Raw genomic sequence first — 15,427 nt, 5'->3', positions numbered from 1 at the left:
GGACATCACATCCGGCAGACCGGGGTATCAACATATCTGGCGTTGACTTTTAGCACGCTGTTGAGTTCTCAAGGAACGGACGCTTCCTTCGGAAACCCTCTCAGGATTCCTCCGGGCGCTTTCCCTTCGGCCTTACGTTTCTGAACTCTACCAGACGCTGTTTCCGTCCGATTCCCCGTCAGAAAGGGATCCTGCCGTTGTCTTTCCGGCCCATTCGCTCGGCCGTTCCGACGTTCCAAACCTTAGCGGATCTCCCTGGGGACTCCTAATCGAGTCCTTTCGGACGGATTTTCGGCATGCCGAAAAGAGTTCCGTTCGAGGTCCGTGCGGGTGTTGGTTTGCCGCTTGCTCTCCAGCGGCGGGAGGGTCGCCGGGAACCTCGCGGCTCCTCTGGCAACCCGGAGAACCTTACGGATCGCCTCGGGCCGTGTCAAGGACCCGCCAGGCTCCGATGGATGCAATGGATGAAGAAGGAGGTCAGTCCTCGTCGGGCTCCAGGTCCTCCAGGCGGCCCCCCGCGTCCGGCTGGGTGTCCTCCACCCTGCGGAGCAGGCGGATGAGCATCTCGCCCAGCACCCCGCGCTCGTCGCCGGTGAGGTCCTGGAGCAGGTCCTCCTCGAACGCCGTGGCCATGCGCATGGCCTCGAGCCACTTGGCACGGCCCTCGTCGGTGAGCTCGACGATGACGCGGACCCGGTTGTTCTCGTCCCTGGCGCGGGTTACGAGGCCGTCGCCCGCCATGCGGTCGATGCGGTGGGTCATGGCGGCCGGGGTCAGGCCGAGCCGCTTGGCCAGCTCGCCGGGGCCGAGGCGGTACGGAGCCCCGGAGATGACGAGGGTCTTGAGCACCTCCCACTCCGTGTTGCTGATGCCCAGCTCGGAGACCTGTCGGCCGTACGCGACGTTCATGCGGCGGTTCAGCCGGCCGAGCGCGTTGACAACCTTCTCGACCTGGGGGTCGAGGTCCTGGAACTCGCGCTGGTAGGCGGCGATCTGCTCATCGAGGGTCGGCTCCCCCGGTGGCGTGGCCGCGGCTGTCTCGGATGTGTCGGACATCGCTTCAGTATCCCACGTTTGGCGTTTGGTGTTGAAGCCCTTCGAGCTGTAGCCTTCAATATCGAAGTTTAGTGTTGAAGTCTTCACCTCTGAGGTCTTCGTTCTTCAGTACTCCGTACTTCAACATCCTTCCCACCCCGTACACGGGCAGCCCCGCACTGCCCGGCGACCTGAGGCAGGTGAGTGTGTGACCAAGGCGATGAGCACGGCGATGCGCAGGATCCAGACCGGGAACGTGATGAGCGCGTTCGGCCTGGGCTTCACCGTTCCCTACCTCTACGTGTACGTGGCGCAGGTCCGCGGCCTGGGTTCCGGCACGGCCGGCGTCGTGCTCGCCGTGTTCGCCATGGCCGCGCTCGCCGTGCTGCCGTTCACCGGGCGCGCCATGGACCGGCGCGGGCCCGTCCCCGTGCTGATGGGCGCGGCCGTGACCGCCGCCGCAGGCGCGCTGGCGCTCGGCCTCGCCACCTCGGTGACCGCGGCAGTGGCGTCCGCCGCACTGCTTGGTGCCTCGACGGCCGTCATCCAGCCGGCGCTCGCCACCCTGATCGTCTGGTGCTCGACGCCCGCGAACAGGACCAGGGCGTATGCGACGCAGTTCTTCCTGCAGAACCTGGGCCTCGGCATCGGCGGCCTCGTCGGCGGGCAGATCGTCGACGAGCACCGGCCGGCGACGTTCACCCTGCTGTTCTCCATCGAGGCCGCGATGTTCCTCGTCCTGGCGGGCGCCGCCGCCACCGTGCGCATCGCGCGGCCCGCCGTGGACGCCGGCGGGGACGGCGTCCCGGCAGCCGGCGGCAACGGGGTGCGTGCCCTGCTGTCGCACCGGGCGATGGTGCAGATGCTGGTCCTCGCGTTCGTGGTGTTCTTCGCCTGCTACGGCCAGTTCGAGTCCGGCCTCACCGCCTACGGCACGGACGCCGCGGGCATCGACCCGTCGTCGCTCGGGGTCGCGCTGGCGGTCAACACGGCGGTGATCGTCGTGGCGCAGTTCCTGGTGCTGCGGACCGTGGAGCGCCGGAGGCGCACGCGCGTGATCGCGCTCGTGGGGCTCGTGTGGGCGTTCGCGTGGGTCGTCGCCGGGTACGCGGGGCTCGCGCATGCCGGGCAGGCCGTGGCGACGGTCGCGTTCGTGTCGACGTACGGGCTGTTCGGCTTCGGGGAGGCGCTGCTGTCGCCGACCGTCGCGCCGCTCGTGTCGGATCTGGCGCCCAGCTCCATGGTCGGCCAGTACCAGTCGGCGTTCGCGCTGGTCAAGCAGCTGGCGCTGGCCGTGGGTCCCGCCGTGGGAGCGCCGATGGCCGCAGGGCTGCACGCCCCGTACATCGCGACGTTCGTGCTGTTCTCGCTGGCCGTGACGGTGCTCGCGGTGCGGCTCGGCAGGCGGCTCACCCCGGGTCAGGAGCGGCCGGCGCTCGCGACGACGTCGCGTGTGGTCGCGCAGCACCTGCCCGAGCCGTCGGACGGGCTCGCTCACGCGCCCGGACGCGTGAGCTGACGCGGCGCCCGCAGGGCACCGGTCCGCCCCGGCGCCGTCAGGGCTCGGGCAGGGCGAACTCGCACCACACGGCCTTTCCGCCGCCCGGTGTGCGGCGTGAGCCCCAGGACGAGGCGATCGTCGCGACGATGGAGATGCCGCGGCCCGCCTCGTCGGCCGGTTCGGCCTTGCGTCGGCGCGGCAGGTGATCGTCGCCGTCGGTGACCTCGATGATCAGCCGGCGGTCCGTGCGGCGCAGCCTCAGGCGCATGGGCGGCACGCCGTGCTTGAGCGAGTTCGCGACCAGTTCGCTGGCGGCGAGGACGCCGAGGTCGCGCAGTTCGACGGGGAAGCGCCAGGACGCGAGTACGCCCGACGCGAAGGCGCGGGCGCGGGGTGCCGCCTCGACGCCGCCGAGGAGTTCGAGGGCCGCGTTGTGGAAGAGCTCCGCGTCGCTTCCCGTACGTGCGGGGTGCTGGAGGACGAGCACCGCGACGTCGTCGTCGTGCTCGGCGGTGATGCCCTGGCTGCGCAGCAGCCGGTCGCAGACGACCTGCGGCGTGCCCTGGGCGCCGGACAGCGCCTTCTCCAGCTTGGCGACGCCCTCGTAGATGTCCTCGCCGCGCCGCTCCACCAGGCCGTCCGTGTAGAGGACCGCGGTGGATCCCGGCGGCAGCGGGATGGATCCCGAGGTGTGCATCCAGCCGCCCGTGCCGAGCGGCGGGCCCGTCGGGTCGGCGCCGCGGGCGACCGTGCCGTCCTCGGACCTGACGAGGATCGGCAGGTGGCCGGCCGACGCGTAGACGAGGACGCCCTCGTTGGGGTCGTGGACGGCGTAGACGCAGGTGGCGATCTGGCTGGCGTCGATCTCGGCGGCGAGGCCGTCGAGTAGCTGCAGGACCTCGTGCGGCGGCAGGTCGAGACGCGCGTAGGCGCGGACGGCGGTGCGCAGTTGCCCCATGACGGCGGCGGCGCGCACGCCCCTGCCCATCACGTCCCCGATGACGAGGGCTGTGCGGCCGGCGCCGAGGGTGATCACGTCGTACCAGTCGCCGCCGACGGCCGCGTCGGCGCCGCCCGGCTGGTACGTGGCCGCGACGCGCAGGTCGTCGGGTTGTTCCAGCTCCTGCGGCAGCAGGGACCGCTGGAGAGTGACCGCCGTCTCGCGGTGCCTGCGGTCGCTCGCGCGCAGCCGCTCGGCCGCCTCCGCGTGGTCGGTGACGTCCGCCGCGAAGACGAGGACGCCGCCGGTGCCCTCGCGGCCGACCGGCGCGCACGTGACCGTGAACGACCCTTCCGCCCGCCGCTCGGACTGCCCGGCCGGGCCCGTGCGCCCGGTGTGCAGGTGGCCGGGCACGGCGATCCTGCGGGACTTGACGGTGCGTGGCGTGCCGCTGCGCAGCACCTGGTCGAGCAGCGGCATGAGTCCGAGGTCGGCCAGTTCGGGGCAGCTGCCGGCGGCGGGGCTGCCCAGCTCGCGTGCGCCGAAAGCCGCCTCGTAGGCGTCGTTGACGTAGGAGACACGGTGCTCGGGGCCGTGCACCAGCGCGACGAGTGCGGGCAGTTCGCCGAGCACCTGCCGTACCGCCAGGTCGTCGGGGGTGAGCGGGCGTTGCCCTGCCTCCTTGCCGCCCTCGCCTTCCGTGGCGGGCCGCTCGTACTCGCCGCGGGCGGCCGGCACCGATCCGCGGTCGCCGCGCGTGGCGGTTCGGCGCTGCGTGCTGCGGGGGAGCCGGGCGCTCCAACGCGTGAAGTTCACGGTTCTTTCAGGCCTCGTGTGGTGTCGTGCTGTCGTCGTGGCGCGGTGGCGTCCGCCGGGCCCGACGCGTCGGGCCCGGCGGGTGGTGCGTGGTGCGGTCTGCGGCGGTGCGGCGGTGCTGGGCGGGACGGCGCCCACGGGCCGTACCCGTGCGGACCGCTCCATGGTCACACGTCCAGTGTGGCGGAGCCCACTGACAGTAGTGCCCGCCGTGACGGTGGGGGCGGGCGGCGCGGTCCCGGGTCGCTATATCTTCCCCGGCCCGCCGGGCGGTTCGCGGCCCGCCGCGCTCTCGAACTCGGCGCGCGGGTGCTCGAGCGAGCCGAGGGAGACGATCTCCCGTTTGAACAGGCCCGACAGCGTCCATTCCGCGAGGACGCGCGCCTTGCGGTTGAAGGTGGGGACGCGGCTGAGGTGGTACGCGCGGTGCAGCAGCCAGGCCGGATAGCCCTTCAGGCGCCGGCCGCGCACGTACGCGACGCCCTCGTGCAGGCCGAGGGAGGCGACCGAGCCCATGTGCGCGTGCCGGTATTCGCCGAGCGGTTCGCCGTGCAGCGAGGCGGCGATGTTCATGGCGAGCCTCTTCGCCTGGCGCACGGCGTGTTGCGCGTCGGGGACGCACAGGGCGCCCTCTTCCGCCGCGGCCAGGTCGGGCACGGCCGCCGCGTCGCCCGCGGCCCAGGCGTGCTCCGTGCCGGCGACACGCAGTTGGGCCGTGCACAGGAGCCTGCCCTCCGCGTCGCGCGGCAGGTCGGTCGCGCCGACGAGGGGATTCGGCCTGACGCCGGCGGTCCACACGAGCGTGCGGGTGGGCAGGACCGTGCCGTCGCTGAGATGGGCGACGCGGCCCTCGCAGGACACGAGCCGGGTCTCCAGGCGCACGTCGACGTTGCGGCGGCGCAGCTCGCGCACCGCGTAGTCGCCCATCTCCTCGCCGACCTCGGGCAGGATGCGCGCGTCCGGCTCGACGAGCACCCATCTCAGGTCCTCGGCCTTGAGGTTGTGGTAGTAGCGCGTGGCGTACGCGGCCATGTCCTGCAGTTCGGCGAGCGCCTCGACGCCCGCGTACCCGCCGCCGACGACGACGAAGGTGAGTGCCGCCTCCAGGACGCCGGGGTCGCGCGTGGACGAGGCGATGTCGAGCTGCTCGATGACGTGGTTGCGCAGGCCGATGGCCTCCTCCACCGTCCTGAACCCGAGGCCGTGCTCGGCGAGTCCCGGCACGGGGAGGGTACGGGCGACGGAGCCGGGCGCGAGGACGAGTTCGTCGTAGGGCATCCCGAAGGTGCCGGTGCCGTCCTCCATGGAGGCGGCCGTCCGCACGGTGACGGTCCGTTCGGCGTGCGAGACGGCGGTCGCCTCGCCGACGACGACGGTGCACCCGTCGAGGACGCGGCGCAGTGGTACGACGACGTGACGCGGCGAGATGTTGCCCGCGGCGGCCTCCGAGAGGAAGGGCTGGTAGGTCATGTACGGGTCGGCCGAGACGACCGTGATGGCGGCTTCGCCCGCGCTGAGCCTCCGCTGGAGCCCGAGGGCCGTGTACAGCCCTACGTAACCGCCGCCGACGACGAGAATGCGCGCTGCGGTCCCTGCTCCGCGTGTGGTGTCTCGGGGGGTGTCAGCCATCACCTGACCATGAGGCAACGCGAGCCGGGGTTTGTCCACAGCCCCGGCAAATTGTGTGACCGGAGCGTTCCGGCGCACACCCTGGGGCATATCGCCACGATTACCGGGGGACGCGCAGGTCAGTGCCCATGTGCACCGTGGCGAATGTTGATTGAATCCAATATCTTCTCCCCCTTCCTCCGGTCGGGGGCCGTCCGGACGGAATTACCCCTTCTGAATTACGGTGGGCTCAACTATGTTCGTATCCCGTCGGGGTGCGGGTCCGTGACTGGTCTGCGCCCTTCGTGTCGAAAACGGGGAATGTCTCCGGGGGGAGACGTACATGAGCCGGGGGAACGGTCATGCGCATTAAGGATTCGTATTGGCAGGGCGCGCCGGTCGTCGACAGTGACGGCGCGGCGGGTGACGGTGCGGCGGTGAAGGCCGTCGCGCCGGAAAACATCGGGGGGCCGGCACAGGTGACAGCGGCGCAGGGTGCGCAGGGCGCCGGTCAGCCGGCCACGAGCACCGCGGGGGGCGGGCGTTCCGTGCCGCTGCGGGTCGACGCACAGCGCAACCTCGAACACGTGCTGCGCGCCGCGCGCGAGGTCTTCAGCGAGCTGGGCTACGGCGCGCCGATGGAGGACGTGGCACGCAGGGCCAGGGTCGGCGTGGGCACGGTGTACCGCCGCTTCCCCAGCAAGGACGTGCTGGTGCGGCGGATAGCCGAGGAGGAGACGTCCCGGCTGACAGATCAGGCGCGTACCGCCCTCGGGCAGGAGGAGGAGCCCTGGTCGGCGCTCTCGCGTTTCCTGCGCACATCGGTCGCGTCGGGCGCGGGCCGGCTGCTGCCGCCCCAGGTGCTGCGCGTGCGGATGGCGTCCGACGAGGTGTCGATGCCCGGGGAGAGGCGCGTGCCGCAGCAGCGCCATGCCGGGGAGGGCGAGGTGCACCCGATCGAGCCCCGGTTGAGCGTCGACGAGCTGGACGCGCCGGGCGCGGTCGAGCTGCTGGATGTCGTCGGGCAGTTGGTGGCGCGTGCCAGGGAGGCCGGTGAGCTGCGCCTCGATGTGACCGTCGCCGATGTGCTGCTGGTGATCGCGACGGCCGCGCCCTCGCTGCCGGACGCGACGCAACAGGCCGCCGCGTCGGCACGGTTGCTCGACATCCTGCTCGAGGGGCTGCGCCCGCGGGCGCTGTGAGGCTTTGACCGGCGGTGGCGGCCGGGCCGTGTGTCAGGGCGCCCACCGTTTCTCAGCTCCCGAACTGACGTGCCTTTCCTGTGTGGGCCGGGCGGCCGCGAGACGGTCCCGAGGGGGAGAAGAGCGGACCCGGTGCCCACTTCGCGCCCCTGGCGTGTGGTTGAGCCGGAACCGCTCACGCCGTGCCTCTGCGCTGTGGCACGCTTACCCGGTGTTTGGGTCTCATGGTGCATACGGGGGCTGCCGCGATGAGCGGTGAGGGACGGGACGAATCGCAGGGCGGGCCCGGCGGCGCGGACGGCGGTACGGACGGCGGCGGCCCATCGGCGCGCCAAGTGCCGGGTCAGGGCGGCCCCGCCGGGGCCGGAGGGCCGGTCGGGCCTCCCGGCGTGCCGGGGCCGGCAGCCGAGCCCGGCCCGGCGGACGGAACGGGTCCCGAGGCCGACACCAACGTGCCGCAGCAGCGCGAGGGGCGCGGCGACCCCGCGCCCACGGCGCCGCTGCCCAAGGTGCCCTCGCCCGCACAGCGGCAGGGCTCGCAGTCGGCGCGTACCGCCGCCACGGCCGCGCCGCCCCTCGCCGACTCGGACCTCGTCCAGCGGATGCGGGAGGGCGACGACAGCGCGTACGAGGAGCTGTTCAGGCGCCACTCGGTCGCCGTGCGCCGGTACGCGCGTACGTGCTGCCGCGACGCGGACACGGCCGACGACCTCACGGCCGAGGTGTTCGCCCGCACGCTCCAGGCCGTCCGTGGCGGCGCGGGTCCCGAGCAGGCCGTGCGGGCCTACCTGCTCACCACGGTGCGCAGGGCGGCGGCGGCGTGGGCGAAGACCGCGAAGCGCGAGCACCTCGTCGAGGACTTCGCGGTGTTCGCGGCGCAGGCAGCCGCGTCCTCGACGGTCTCCGATGACGACACGCTCGAACTGGGCGCGGACGTCCGCGCGATGCACGAGGCCGAGCAGTCGCTGGCGATGCAGGCGTTCCGCTCGCTGCCGGAGCGGTGGCAGGCGGTGCTGTGGCACACCACCATCGAGGAGGAGCCGCCGAGCCAGGTGGCGCCGCTCTTCGGCCTGAGCGCCAACGCGACGGCCGTACTGGCCGGGCGGGCGCGCGAGGGCCTCAAGCAGGCGTACCTCCAGGCGCATGTCAGCTCCGCGCTGACCGCGGGCGGCGACTGCGCGCGGTATGCGGACCGGCTCGGCGCGTACGCGCGGGGCGGGCTGCGGATGCGCGCCGAGCGCGGCCTGCGCAAGCATCTGGAGGAGTGCGCCAAGTGCCGCATGGCGGCCGGGGAGTTGGCGTCGGTCAACGCGCAGATCCCGGCCGTCGTTCCGGTCGCCGTCATCGGCTGGTTCGCCACCGGGTTCTCGCTCAAGGCCCTGGGCATCATCGGCGGCGCCGCCGCGGGCGCCGCGGGCGCGGGCACGGCAGCCGCCGCGGGCGCCTCCTCGGGGGCCGCCTCCGGCGGCGCGGCGGGTGGCGCCGCCGCCGAGGGCGCCAGTACACCGCTGAAGGTCGGCGCTGCCGCGCTCGCCGCGGTCGCCGCGGCCGCGGGGCTCGTCTGGGCGCTCACCTCCGGCGACGGCAAGAAGGCCCCACCGGCCGAGGCCAAGCCGCCGGCGGCGCAACCGCTCGTGCCGCAGATCCCCGTGCCGTCGCACAAGCCGCCCGCGAAACCCGCGCCCCCGGCCGCCCCCGCGCCGAGGGCGCACACGCCGCACCCGGCCCCGCCGCGGCCCTCTCAGGCGCCGACGCCCAAGCCCAAGCCGACGACACCGCCGCCGGCGCCGTCGCACACGCCGCCGCAACCGTCTCCGACGCCGCCGAAACCGACCCCGACGCCGCCGCCTCCCCCGCCGCCGTCCGTCTTTCACGTGAACCAGCTGCGGTACGGCCAGTTCGGCGACGCCACGGACCCGCGGGTGCGGCTCGGCGCGGCCGGGTTCCTGTGGCAGCGGTCCGGTATGTCCGTCGGTGGGACGCGCTACGGCTACGGCGTGAGCATGCACGCGCCGAGCAGCGTCACGATCGACCTGAACCGTCCGTGCTCGACGTACCGGGCGTCCGTCGGCGTGGACGACGTGACGCTGGGCATCGGTTCGCTGCGCTTCTCCGTGTACGGCGACGGCGGGCGCCTGTGGACGTCGCCCGTGGTGCGGGGCCGTCAGGCGGCCGTGCCGGTTTCCGTGAACGTCGAGGGGCAGAAGACGATCAGGCTCGTGGTGCAGCCGGTGACTCCGTTCAGCGCGGTCGCGGTGGCGGACTGGGCCGACGCACGGATCGAGTGCGGCTGACCGTCACGCGCGGGCGTGCACGCCGACGCCGCCGGAGACCACGAGGTCGTCGCCGGTGATGTAGGCGGCGGCGTCCGAGGCGAGGAAGGCCACCGCCTCGGCTATGTCGACGGCGCTGCCCGCGCGGCCCAGCGGCACGTCACGGCCCCAGGCGTCGACCATCTCCTGGGAGACGCCCAGCTTGCCGTATGCGGGGGTGTCGATCAGCCCGGGGCTGACGGCGTTGACGCGGATGCGGCGGGGCGCGAGCTCGATCGCGAGGGACCGCATGAGGGGCAGCAGGGCGCCCTTCGCGGCCTTCATGGCGGCTCCGACCACCTCGCCCGCGCCCACGGTGAACACGACCGACGACCCCTCCTTGAGGAGCGGGAGCGCCTTTTGCAGGGTGAAGAAGTTGCCCTTGACGTTGATGCCGAACAGCGCGTCGAAGGTCTCCTCGTCGGTCGACTCGACAGGACCTGGGCGGGAGATGCCCGCATTGAGGAAGAGCAGGTCGAGGGAGCCGAACTGCCTGCGCGCGTGGTCCATCAGGCGGTCGATGTCGGGCAGTGACCGCGCGTCGGCCCGGACGACCGTGACGCCTTCGGGCAGACCCGCGCCGGTCGCGTTGCCGAGTCCGCTGACCATGACGCGATGGCCGCGCGAGTGGAGCAGCTCGGCCGTCGCCTTGCCGATACCGCTCGTACCGCCGGTGATCAGAGCTGTGGGTGCGGACATGACGTACTCCTTCGTGTGCTGTCGCAAGGCAGGCGGCTCGCCGCCCACTTCTGTCAGCGTACGGCAGCCTGGCAGCGACTGCCATCCCCCGTGCGAGTGTCATGCTGGCAGTGCTGGGCTAATCTGGTGGCATGAAGCAGGAAGCCAGGACGGCGACGGGGACACCGGCCACGCTGTGGGACCGGACGCGGCAGCTGGCCTCGCGGGAGATCCTCGACACGGCCCTGCGCCTGTTCACCGAGCAGGGCTACGACGAGACGACCGTCGCCCAGATCGCCAGGGAGGCCGGGGTCTCCCAGCGCACGCTCTTCCGCTACTTCCACGGCAAGGAAGACCTGCTCGGCGCCGACCAGGACCGGTTCAGGCAGGTCCTGACGGCCGCGATCGGCGAGCAGCCGGACGAGGCCGGCGTCTGGGAGGTCCTGCGCGCCGGGGTCGCCGCCGTACTGGCCCTGCACGAGAGTCGCGAGCAGGCATTCGAGCGGTTCCGGCTCGTGCACACGACGGCCTCGCTGCGCGCCGGCCGGCTGGAGAAGCAGCTGCGGTTCCAGGAGGATCTGCTGCCGCTGATCGAGGCGCGCATGGGCGGGGGCGCCGGCACCGCCGCCGTCAGGGCTCGCGCGGTGATCGGCACCTCGTTCGCCTGCCTGGACGCCGCGTCGATGACGTGGGTCGCGGGCGGCGGCCAGGGCGAGATCATCGACCTGTACGACGACTGCCTGGCCGCGGTGCGCGGCTGACCACCGGCGTCCCGGGGGAAGGTACTCAAGCACTCAGGTGCTCAGGTGCTCAGGTGCTCAAAGCGCTCAGGTGCTCAGGTGCTGAGCTTCGGGCGCGGGATCACGCCGCCCGCCACCGCGCGCCGGCGCGGCGCCGCGGTGCCCGTCCAGCACGTCCCCCTGCGGGACAGCAGGCGGCGCAGCCACAGTTCGGTGGAGACGAGGTCGGCCAGGCCGTCCAGGGGCACCGGTTCGCCGTCCGCCGCGGCGCGCAGCGCCTTGCGCACCACCCGGGCCTCCACGAGGCCCGCGTCCGCGAGCAGCGGCGCGTCGAACAGCGAGACCAGCTCGCCCACCGCGGAGCGCAGGCCGGCGCGGTCGGCCGCCGCGTACGTCGCGCGCGAGGTGGCGCCCCAGCCGGGCGGCAGGTCGTGGATGCCGGTGCCCGCGAGGACCGTGCGCAGCACCTCCGCGCGCGCGTCGGGCTGGACGCGCAGCGCCTCGGGCAGCTCGCGGCACGCGCGTACGACCTGGTTGTCGAGGAACGGCGCGTGCAGCCGCTGGCTGCGGATCTCCGCGGCCTGCTCGAAGACGCGGTGGTCGGCGGCGTAGCGCGCGAGTGCCGCACGCGCGCGTGCCTCGCCCGGGCGCTGTACGGAGGTGGGGCGGGTGGCTGCCGCGTGCAGCCGCTGGGAGACCTGGGCGAGCGCCTCCCCCGTCAGCCAGCGCGCGGCGGGACCCGGGCGCGACCAGGTGAGTGCGGCGAGGGAGGCGTCGACGGGGCCGCCGTAACCGTTCGTGGGCGCAGCCCGGTTCGCCGCGGGCAACCGGGCGGCGGCGTCCTCCATTCCGGTGCGGTACGGCGTGCGGGCCAGACGGCGGGCCGCCCGGTAGACGGTCAGCGGAACGAAGAGCGAGAACAGCGAGAACGCCGACGCCCCCTCGGAACGCGCCAGTTCGGAGCGGGCCAGTTCCGTCACGGGATGGAGCAGGTGGCGTCTGCGCCGGTCGAGCAGGAGGTCGGCCAGGCGCGCGGGGTGCGCGTCGAGCACCTGCCGCGCGCCGGCGCCCGTCAAGTGGTCGGCGCTGCCCGCCGCGAGGCGCCGCTTGTGGCGGGCGGCCCCGACGAGTGCGGGCCCCGGCTCGTCGGTGAGCGGCCCGTCGAGGTCGGCGTACGGCAGCGCCTCGGCGCCGCCCGCGACCACGACGTGGTGGAGGCGCGGGTTCTCCGCGATGAGGCCCGCACGTTCGAGTTCCGCGTCGTCCCTGCCGCCGGTGGTGAGGTCGTTGAACGTGACGGCGAGCAGGCGTTCGCCGGCGCCCGTGCCGTGTCCGAGCACCGTGCCTGGCGCGCCGGGCAGCCCGGCGGCGAGCAGCGCGAGCGTGGCGGACGCGCTGCCTCCCGAGAGGTCGGCGCCGATGCCGGGCAGCGGGGCGCCGCGTGCGGCGCGGCGGTCCGCCGGGCCCATGCCCGGCACGGGGCCCGGATCGGGCAGGGGCGTCTCGGGCGCGTGGCGCGGCGCCGTGAGGCGCGTGCGCACGGCCTCGACGAGGGCGTCCTTCACGTCGCGTACGGCGTGTTCGGGGTCGCGCTGCGGCGCGGCGACGGCGAGGGACGCGACGGGTTCGTAGCCGGTGATCTCGCGCGAGCCCTCGCGCAGGATCAGCGCGTGGCCCGGCGGGATGCGCTTGACACCCTCGTAGGGGGTGGAGTCGCGCAGCGCCTCGGGCGTCTCGGGGCAGGCGAGCAGCGCCGCGAGATGCCCGACGTCGAGCTGGGCCTCGATGAGGTCGGCGAGCGGCAGGGCCGCGGTGGCGTAGGCGGTGCCGCCCGCCCAGGGCGTGTGGAAGACGGGGCGCGCGCCCGCGAGGTCGCCCGCGATGGTGATGCGCCGCCCTATCTGCGCGACGGCGGTGTAGCTGCCGGGCCAGGCGGTCAGGTGGCGCAGGGCGCCGCCGCGCGCGGCGACGATCCCCAGGCGCAGTTCGTCGTCGGTGGCGCCGCAGCAGCCGAGGACGGCCAGGCGGTTGAACGGGTCGACGGACACGACGCGTACCTCGTCGGGCCGCCAGTCGCCGACGGCCCACAGCGGATCCGGGTCCCCCCACAGGAGTTGGGAGCCCACGGGCGTGATCGTGCCGCCGTCGTCGAGGTCGCCGAGGGAGTCTACGGCACCGACCGTGCCGAAATGAGCGGCGATACTGCTCCACCCCACCAGCCAGCGCATCGCCGCCTCCACACCCTGTGGACAATCCAAGCCATAGCCCGTTCGGGACCATGCTGCCACGCCAACGGCGCACAGGAGGGGGGACGGAGGCACGGGCCGCGTGGCGCATGCGCCCCTGGCATGAGCCAACTGGCCGGAACACGCCCCTTGCCGGGAACCCTTCGCCCGGCGGCGGTCCGCCGCCGGCGTCGGCGCACGACGGGCGTCATTCGGCCAAATCCGCGAGCGGCGCCGCACCGCGGCCGGGCGTGCGGAAGCACGCGGGGAACGTACGCACGCTCGGTCCGGGAGGACGCCTCGCGCCTCCCGGACCGGTCCGCCGCCCGCGGGGATTGGGGCGGCGGTGTCCCCCAGCCCGCTGGTTCCAGTACGCAGCGGGCCGACCCACGCAGGACCCATGGAAGCGCTCTCCCCGGCGGGCGGCCACGGCGCACGTCCGGGCGCACGGCCACACGGGAGGAGCACGGCGCGTCGTCACGACGGCGTGCGCCGCCGCCGGCCGCACGGATGTGCGTCCCGCCGACGGACCACATTCCCGCCATCCGGAAGTCCGCCCCTTAACGGTCGGGATGTGGCGAACTACGCTGGGTTTACGAATGCCGCGCGCCTATGCCGCGACGCGGCGGCCGTCTGTGTGTCGAGGGGTGACGCATGTCCAGGGAGCTACGCGGGCCGAACGAGAAGCTCGGTACGGTCCTCGCCCTCGCGGGAATCAGCAACGCCGGGCTTGCCAGGCGTGTCAACGACCTCGGGGCGCAACGCGGCCTGACGCTCCGTTATGACAAGACGTCCGTGGCGCGGTGGGTGTCGAAGGGCATGGTGCCGCAGGGCGCCGCGCCCCACCTGATCGCGTCCGCGATCGGGGCGAAGCTCGGCAGGCCGGTACCGCTGCACGAGATCGGGCTCGCGGACGCGGATCCGGCGCCCGAGGTCGGGCTGGCGTTCCCGCGCGATGTCGGCCAGGCGGTGCGCACGGCCACGGAGCTGTACCGCCTCGACCTCGCGGGCCGCAGGGCCGGCTCAGGAGGCCTGTGGCAGTCGCTGGCGGGATCGTTCTCGGTGAGCGCTTACGCGACGCCCGCCTCACGCTGGCTGATATCGCCCGCCGATTCCTCCGTGGCACGCGACACGTCCGTCGCGCTGGCCGCGCGCGGGGCGCACGGCGCGGACACCGCGCGGGGCCGCAGAACCGGCCAGGCGGGCGCCGGCACGGGCACGGGCGGCCCCGGCGCGCAGGCGGCGGCCGAGGGGACCGCGGCGGCGGCAGGGGCCACGGTGGCGGGCACGGGCACCGCCGGCCTCCAGCAGCCCGGCGCCGACGGCGCGAACGGCGCCGCCGCCGACGCCGCGGCACCGCTCAGGGTCGGCCACAGCGACGTCGCGAAGCTGCGCGAGGCGGCCGCGGACGCGAGACGCTGGGACTCCAAGTACGGCGGCGGCGACTGGCGTTCCTCCATGGTGCCCGAGTGCCTGCGGGTCGACGCGGCGCCGCTGCTGCTCGGCGCCTACAGCGACGAGGTCGGGCGCGGCCTGTTCGGCGCCACGGCGGAACTGACCAGGCTCGCCGGGTGGATGGCCTTCGACACCGGCCAGCAGGAGGCCGCGCAGCGCTACTACATCCAGGCGCTGCGGCTCGCCCGCGCGGCGGCGGACGTGCCGCTCGGCGGGTACGTGCTCGCGTCGATGTCCCTCCAGGCGACGTACCGGGGCTTCGCCGACGAGGGCGTCGACCTGGCGCAGGCCGCCGTCGAGCGCAACAGGGGCCTGGCGACGGCGCGCACCATGAGCTTCTTCCGCCTCGTCGAGGCCCGCGCGCACGCGAAGGCGGGCGACGCGACGACGGCCGGCGCGGCGCTCAAGGCGGCCGAGGGCTGGCTGGAGCGCTCGCGCGAGGGCGACGCGGACCCGACCTGGCTGGCGTTCTACTCGTACGACCGGTTCGCCGCCGACGCCGCGGAGTGCTATCGCGACCTGAAACTGCCGCGGCAGGTGCGCAGGTTCACCGAGCAGGCGCTGTCGAAGCCGACGGAGGAGTTCGTGCGCTCCCACGGCCTGCGGCTGGTCGTGAGCGCCGTCGCCGAGCTGGAGTCCGGCAATCTGGACGCGGCGTGCGCGGCGGGCTCACGCGCGGTGGAGGTGGCGGGCCGCATCTCGTCGGCGCGTACGACGGAGTACGTCAGGGACCTGCTGCACCGCCTCGAGCCCTACGGGGACGAGCCCCGCGTCGCGCGCCTGCGCGAGCAGGCGAGGCCGCTGCTGATGGCGCCGGCGTAGGCGGGCCCCCGCACGGGGAGTCGTGGCCCGGGCACGGAGGTGGCGGCCACCGCGGTCCTTGACCGGCGGGCGGCCGGGCGGCCGGGCGGCAGG

At 73.8% G+C, this 15,427-nt stretch carries 10 protein-coding genes; 5 read left to right on the top strand and 5 right to left on the bottom strand.

Translation table 11 applies throughout. The features are described 5' to 3' along the window. Positions 1-477: 477 nt before the first annotated feature. Positions 478-1,056, bottom strand: a complete 579-nt coding sequence (locus IH48_RS0120150) for a MarR family winged helix-turn-helix transcriptional regulator (protein WP_030906191.1) — start codon at positions 1,054-1,056, stop codon at positions 478-480. 199 nt (positions 1,057-1,255) lie between these two features. Between IH48_RS0120150 and IH48_RS0120145 the strand changes: the two genes are divergently transcribed. Further along, the gene (locus tag IH48_RS0120145; RefSeq protein WP_030906189.1) at positions 1,256-2,554 is read left to right on the top strand and encodes an MFS transporter; all 1,299 of its coding nucleotides are present in this window, start codon (positions 1,256-1,258) and stop codon (positions 2,552-2,554) included. Positions 2,555-2,591: 37 nt separating this feature from the next. Here IH48_RS0120145 and IH48_RS0120140 read toward each other — a convergent pair whose 3' ends face one another. Both IH48_RS0120140 and IH48_RS0120135 read right to left on the bottom strand, forming a co-directional pair. Beyond that, positions 2,592-4,292, bottom strand: coding sequence for an ATP-binding SpoIIE family protein phosphatase (locus IH48_RS0120140; protein ID WP_030906186.1), 1,701 nt, complete (start codon positions 4,290-4,292; stop codon positions 2,592-2,594). 246 nt (positions 4,293-4,538) lie between these two features. Continuing rightward, the gene (locus IH48_RS0120135) at positions 4,539-5,921 is read right to left on the bottom strand and encodes an NAD(P)/FAD-dependent oxidoreductase (RefSeq protein ID WP_051840189.1); all 1,383 of its coding nucleotides are present in this window, start codon (positions 5,919-5,921) and stop codon (positions 4,539-4,541) included. A 341-nt stretch (positions 5,922-6,262) separates the two neighbouring features. On the opposite strand from IH48_RS0120135, the gene IH48_RS0120130 reads away from it, so the two are divergent. After that, on the top strand, positions 6,263-7,102 hold the full coding sequence (locus IH48_RS0120130; protein ID WP_030906182.1) for a TetR/AcrR family transcriptional regulator: 840 nt from the start codon (positions 6,263-6,265) through the stop codon (positions 7,100-7,102). 248 nt (positions 7,103-7,350) lie between these two features. Continuing rightward, positions 7,351-9,396, top strand: a complete 2,046-nt coding sequence (locus tag IH48_RS0120125; RefSeq protein WP_030906180.1) for a sigma-70 family RNA polymerase sigma factor — start codon at positions 7,351-7,353, stop codon at positions 9,394-9,396. Between the two features lie 3 nt (positions 9,397-9,399). On the opposite strand, the gene IH48_RS0120120 is transcribed toward IH48_RS0120125, so the two are convergent. Continuing rightward, complete coding sequence (locus IH48_RS0120120; RefSeq protein ID WP_030906178.1) at positions 9,400-10,113, bottom strand: SDR family oxidoreductase; 714 nt, start codon at positions 10,111-10,113, stop codon at positions 9,400-9,402. A 131-nt stretch (positions 10,114-10,244) separates the two neighbouring features. On the opposite strand from IH48_RS0120120, the gene IH48_RS0120115 reads away from it, so the two are divergent. Further along, positions 10,245-10,853 (top strand): TetR/AcrR family transcriptional regulator, encoded by a 609-nt coding sequence (locus tag IH48_RS0120115; RefSeq protein ID WP_030906176.1) that lies wholly within the window; start codon positions 10,245-10,247, stop codon positions 10,851-10,853. 74 nt (positions 10,854-10,927) lie between these two features. Here the strand turns inward: IH48_RS0120115 and IH48_RS0120110 are convergent, their stop codons facing one another. After that, on the bottom strand, positions 10,928-13,060 hold the full coding sequence (locus tag IH48_RS0120110) for an asparagine synthase-related protein (RefSeq protein WP_030906174.1): 2,133 nt from the start codon (positions 13,058-13,060) through the stop codon (positions 10,928-10,930). A gap of 651 nt (positions 13,061-13,711) precedes the next feature. Between IH48_RS0120110 and IH48_RS0120105 the strand changes: the two genes are divergently transcribed. Next, positions 13,712-15,334 (top strand): hypothetical protein, encoded by a 1,623-nt coding sequence (locus IH48_RS0120105; RefSeq protein ID WP_030906172.1) that lies wholly within the window; start codon positions 13,712-13,714, stop codon positions 15,332-15,334. The last annotated feature ends 93 nt before the right edge of the window (positions 15,335-15,427 follow it).

The sequence above is a fragment of the Streptomyces sp. NRRL F-5126 genome, from assembly GCF_000721265.1.
Lineage (GTDB): Bacteria > Actinomycetota > Actinomycetes > Streptomycetales > Streptomycetaceae > Streptomyces.
This window is presented reverse-complemented; position numbering and strand designations above follow the sequence as displayed.

Excerpts from the sequence above, each read along its gene's own strand:
- IH48_RS0120130 (WP_030906182.1), top strand. The coding sequence starts at position 6,263 with ATGCGCATTAAGGATTCGTATTGGCAGGGCGCGCCGGTCGTCGACAGT.
- IH48_RS0120125 (WP_030906180.1), top strand. The coding sequence starts at position 7,351 with ATGAGCGGTGAGGGACGGGACGAATCGCAGGGCGGGCCCGGCGGCGCG.
- IH48_RS0120110 (WP_030906174.1), bottom strand. The coding sequence starts at position 13,060 with ATGCGCTGGCTGGTGGGGTGGAGCAGTATCGCCGCTCATTTCGGCACG.
- IH48_RS0120135 (WP_051840189.1), bottom strand. The coding sequence starts at position 5,921 with ATGGCTGACACCCCCCGAGACACCACACGCGGAGCAGGGACCGCAGCG.
- IH48_RS0120115 (WP_030906176.1), top strand. The coding sequence starts at position 10,245 with ATGAAGCAGGAAGCCAGGACGGCGACGGGGACACCGGCCACGCTGTGG.
- IH48_RS0120120 (WP_030906178.1), bottom strand. The coding sequence starts at position 10,113 with ATGTCCGCACCCACAGCTCTGATCACCGGCGGTACGAGCGGTATCGGC.
- IH48_RS0120150 (WP_030906191.1), bottom strand. The coding sequence starts at position 1,056 with ATGTCCGACACATCCGAGACAGCCGCGGCCACGCCACCGGGGGAGCCG.
- IH48_RS0120105 (WP_030906172.1), top strand. The coding sequence starts at position 13,712 with ATGTCCAGGGAGCTACGCGGGCCGAACGAGAAGCTCGGTACGGTCCTC.
- IH48_RS0120145 (WP_030906189.1), top strand. The coding sequence starts at position 1,256 with ATGAGCACGGCGATGCGCAGGATCCAGACCGGGAACGTGATGAGCGCG.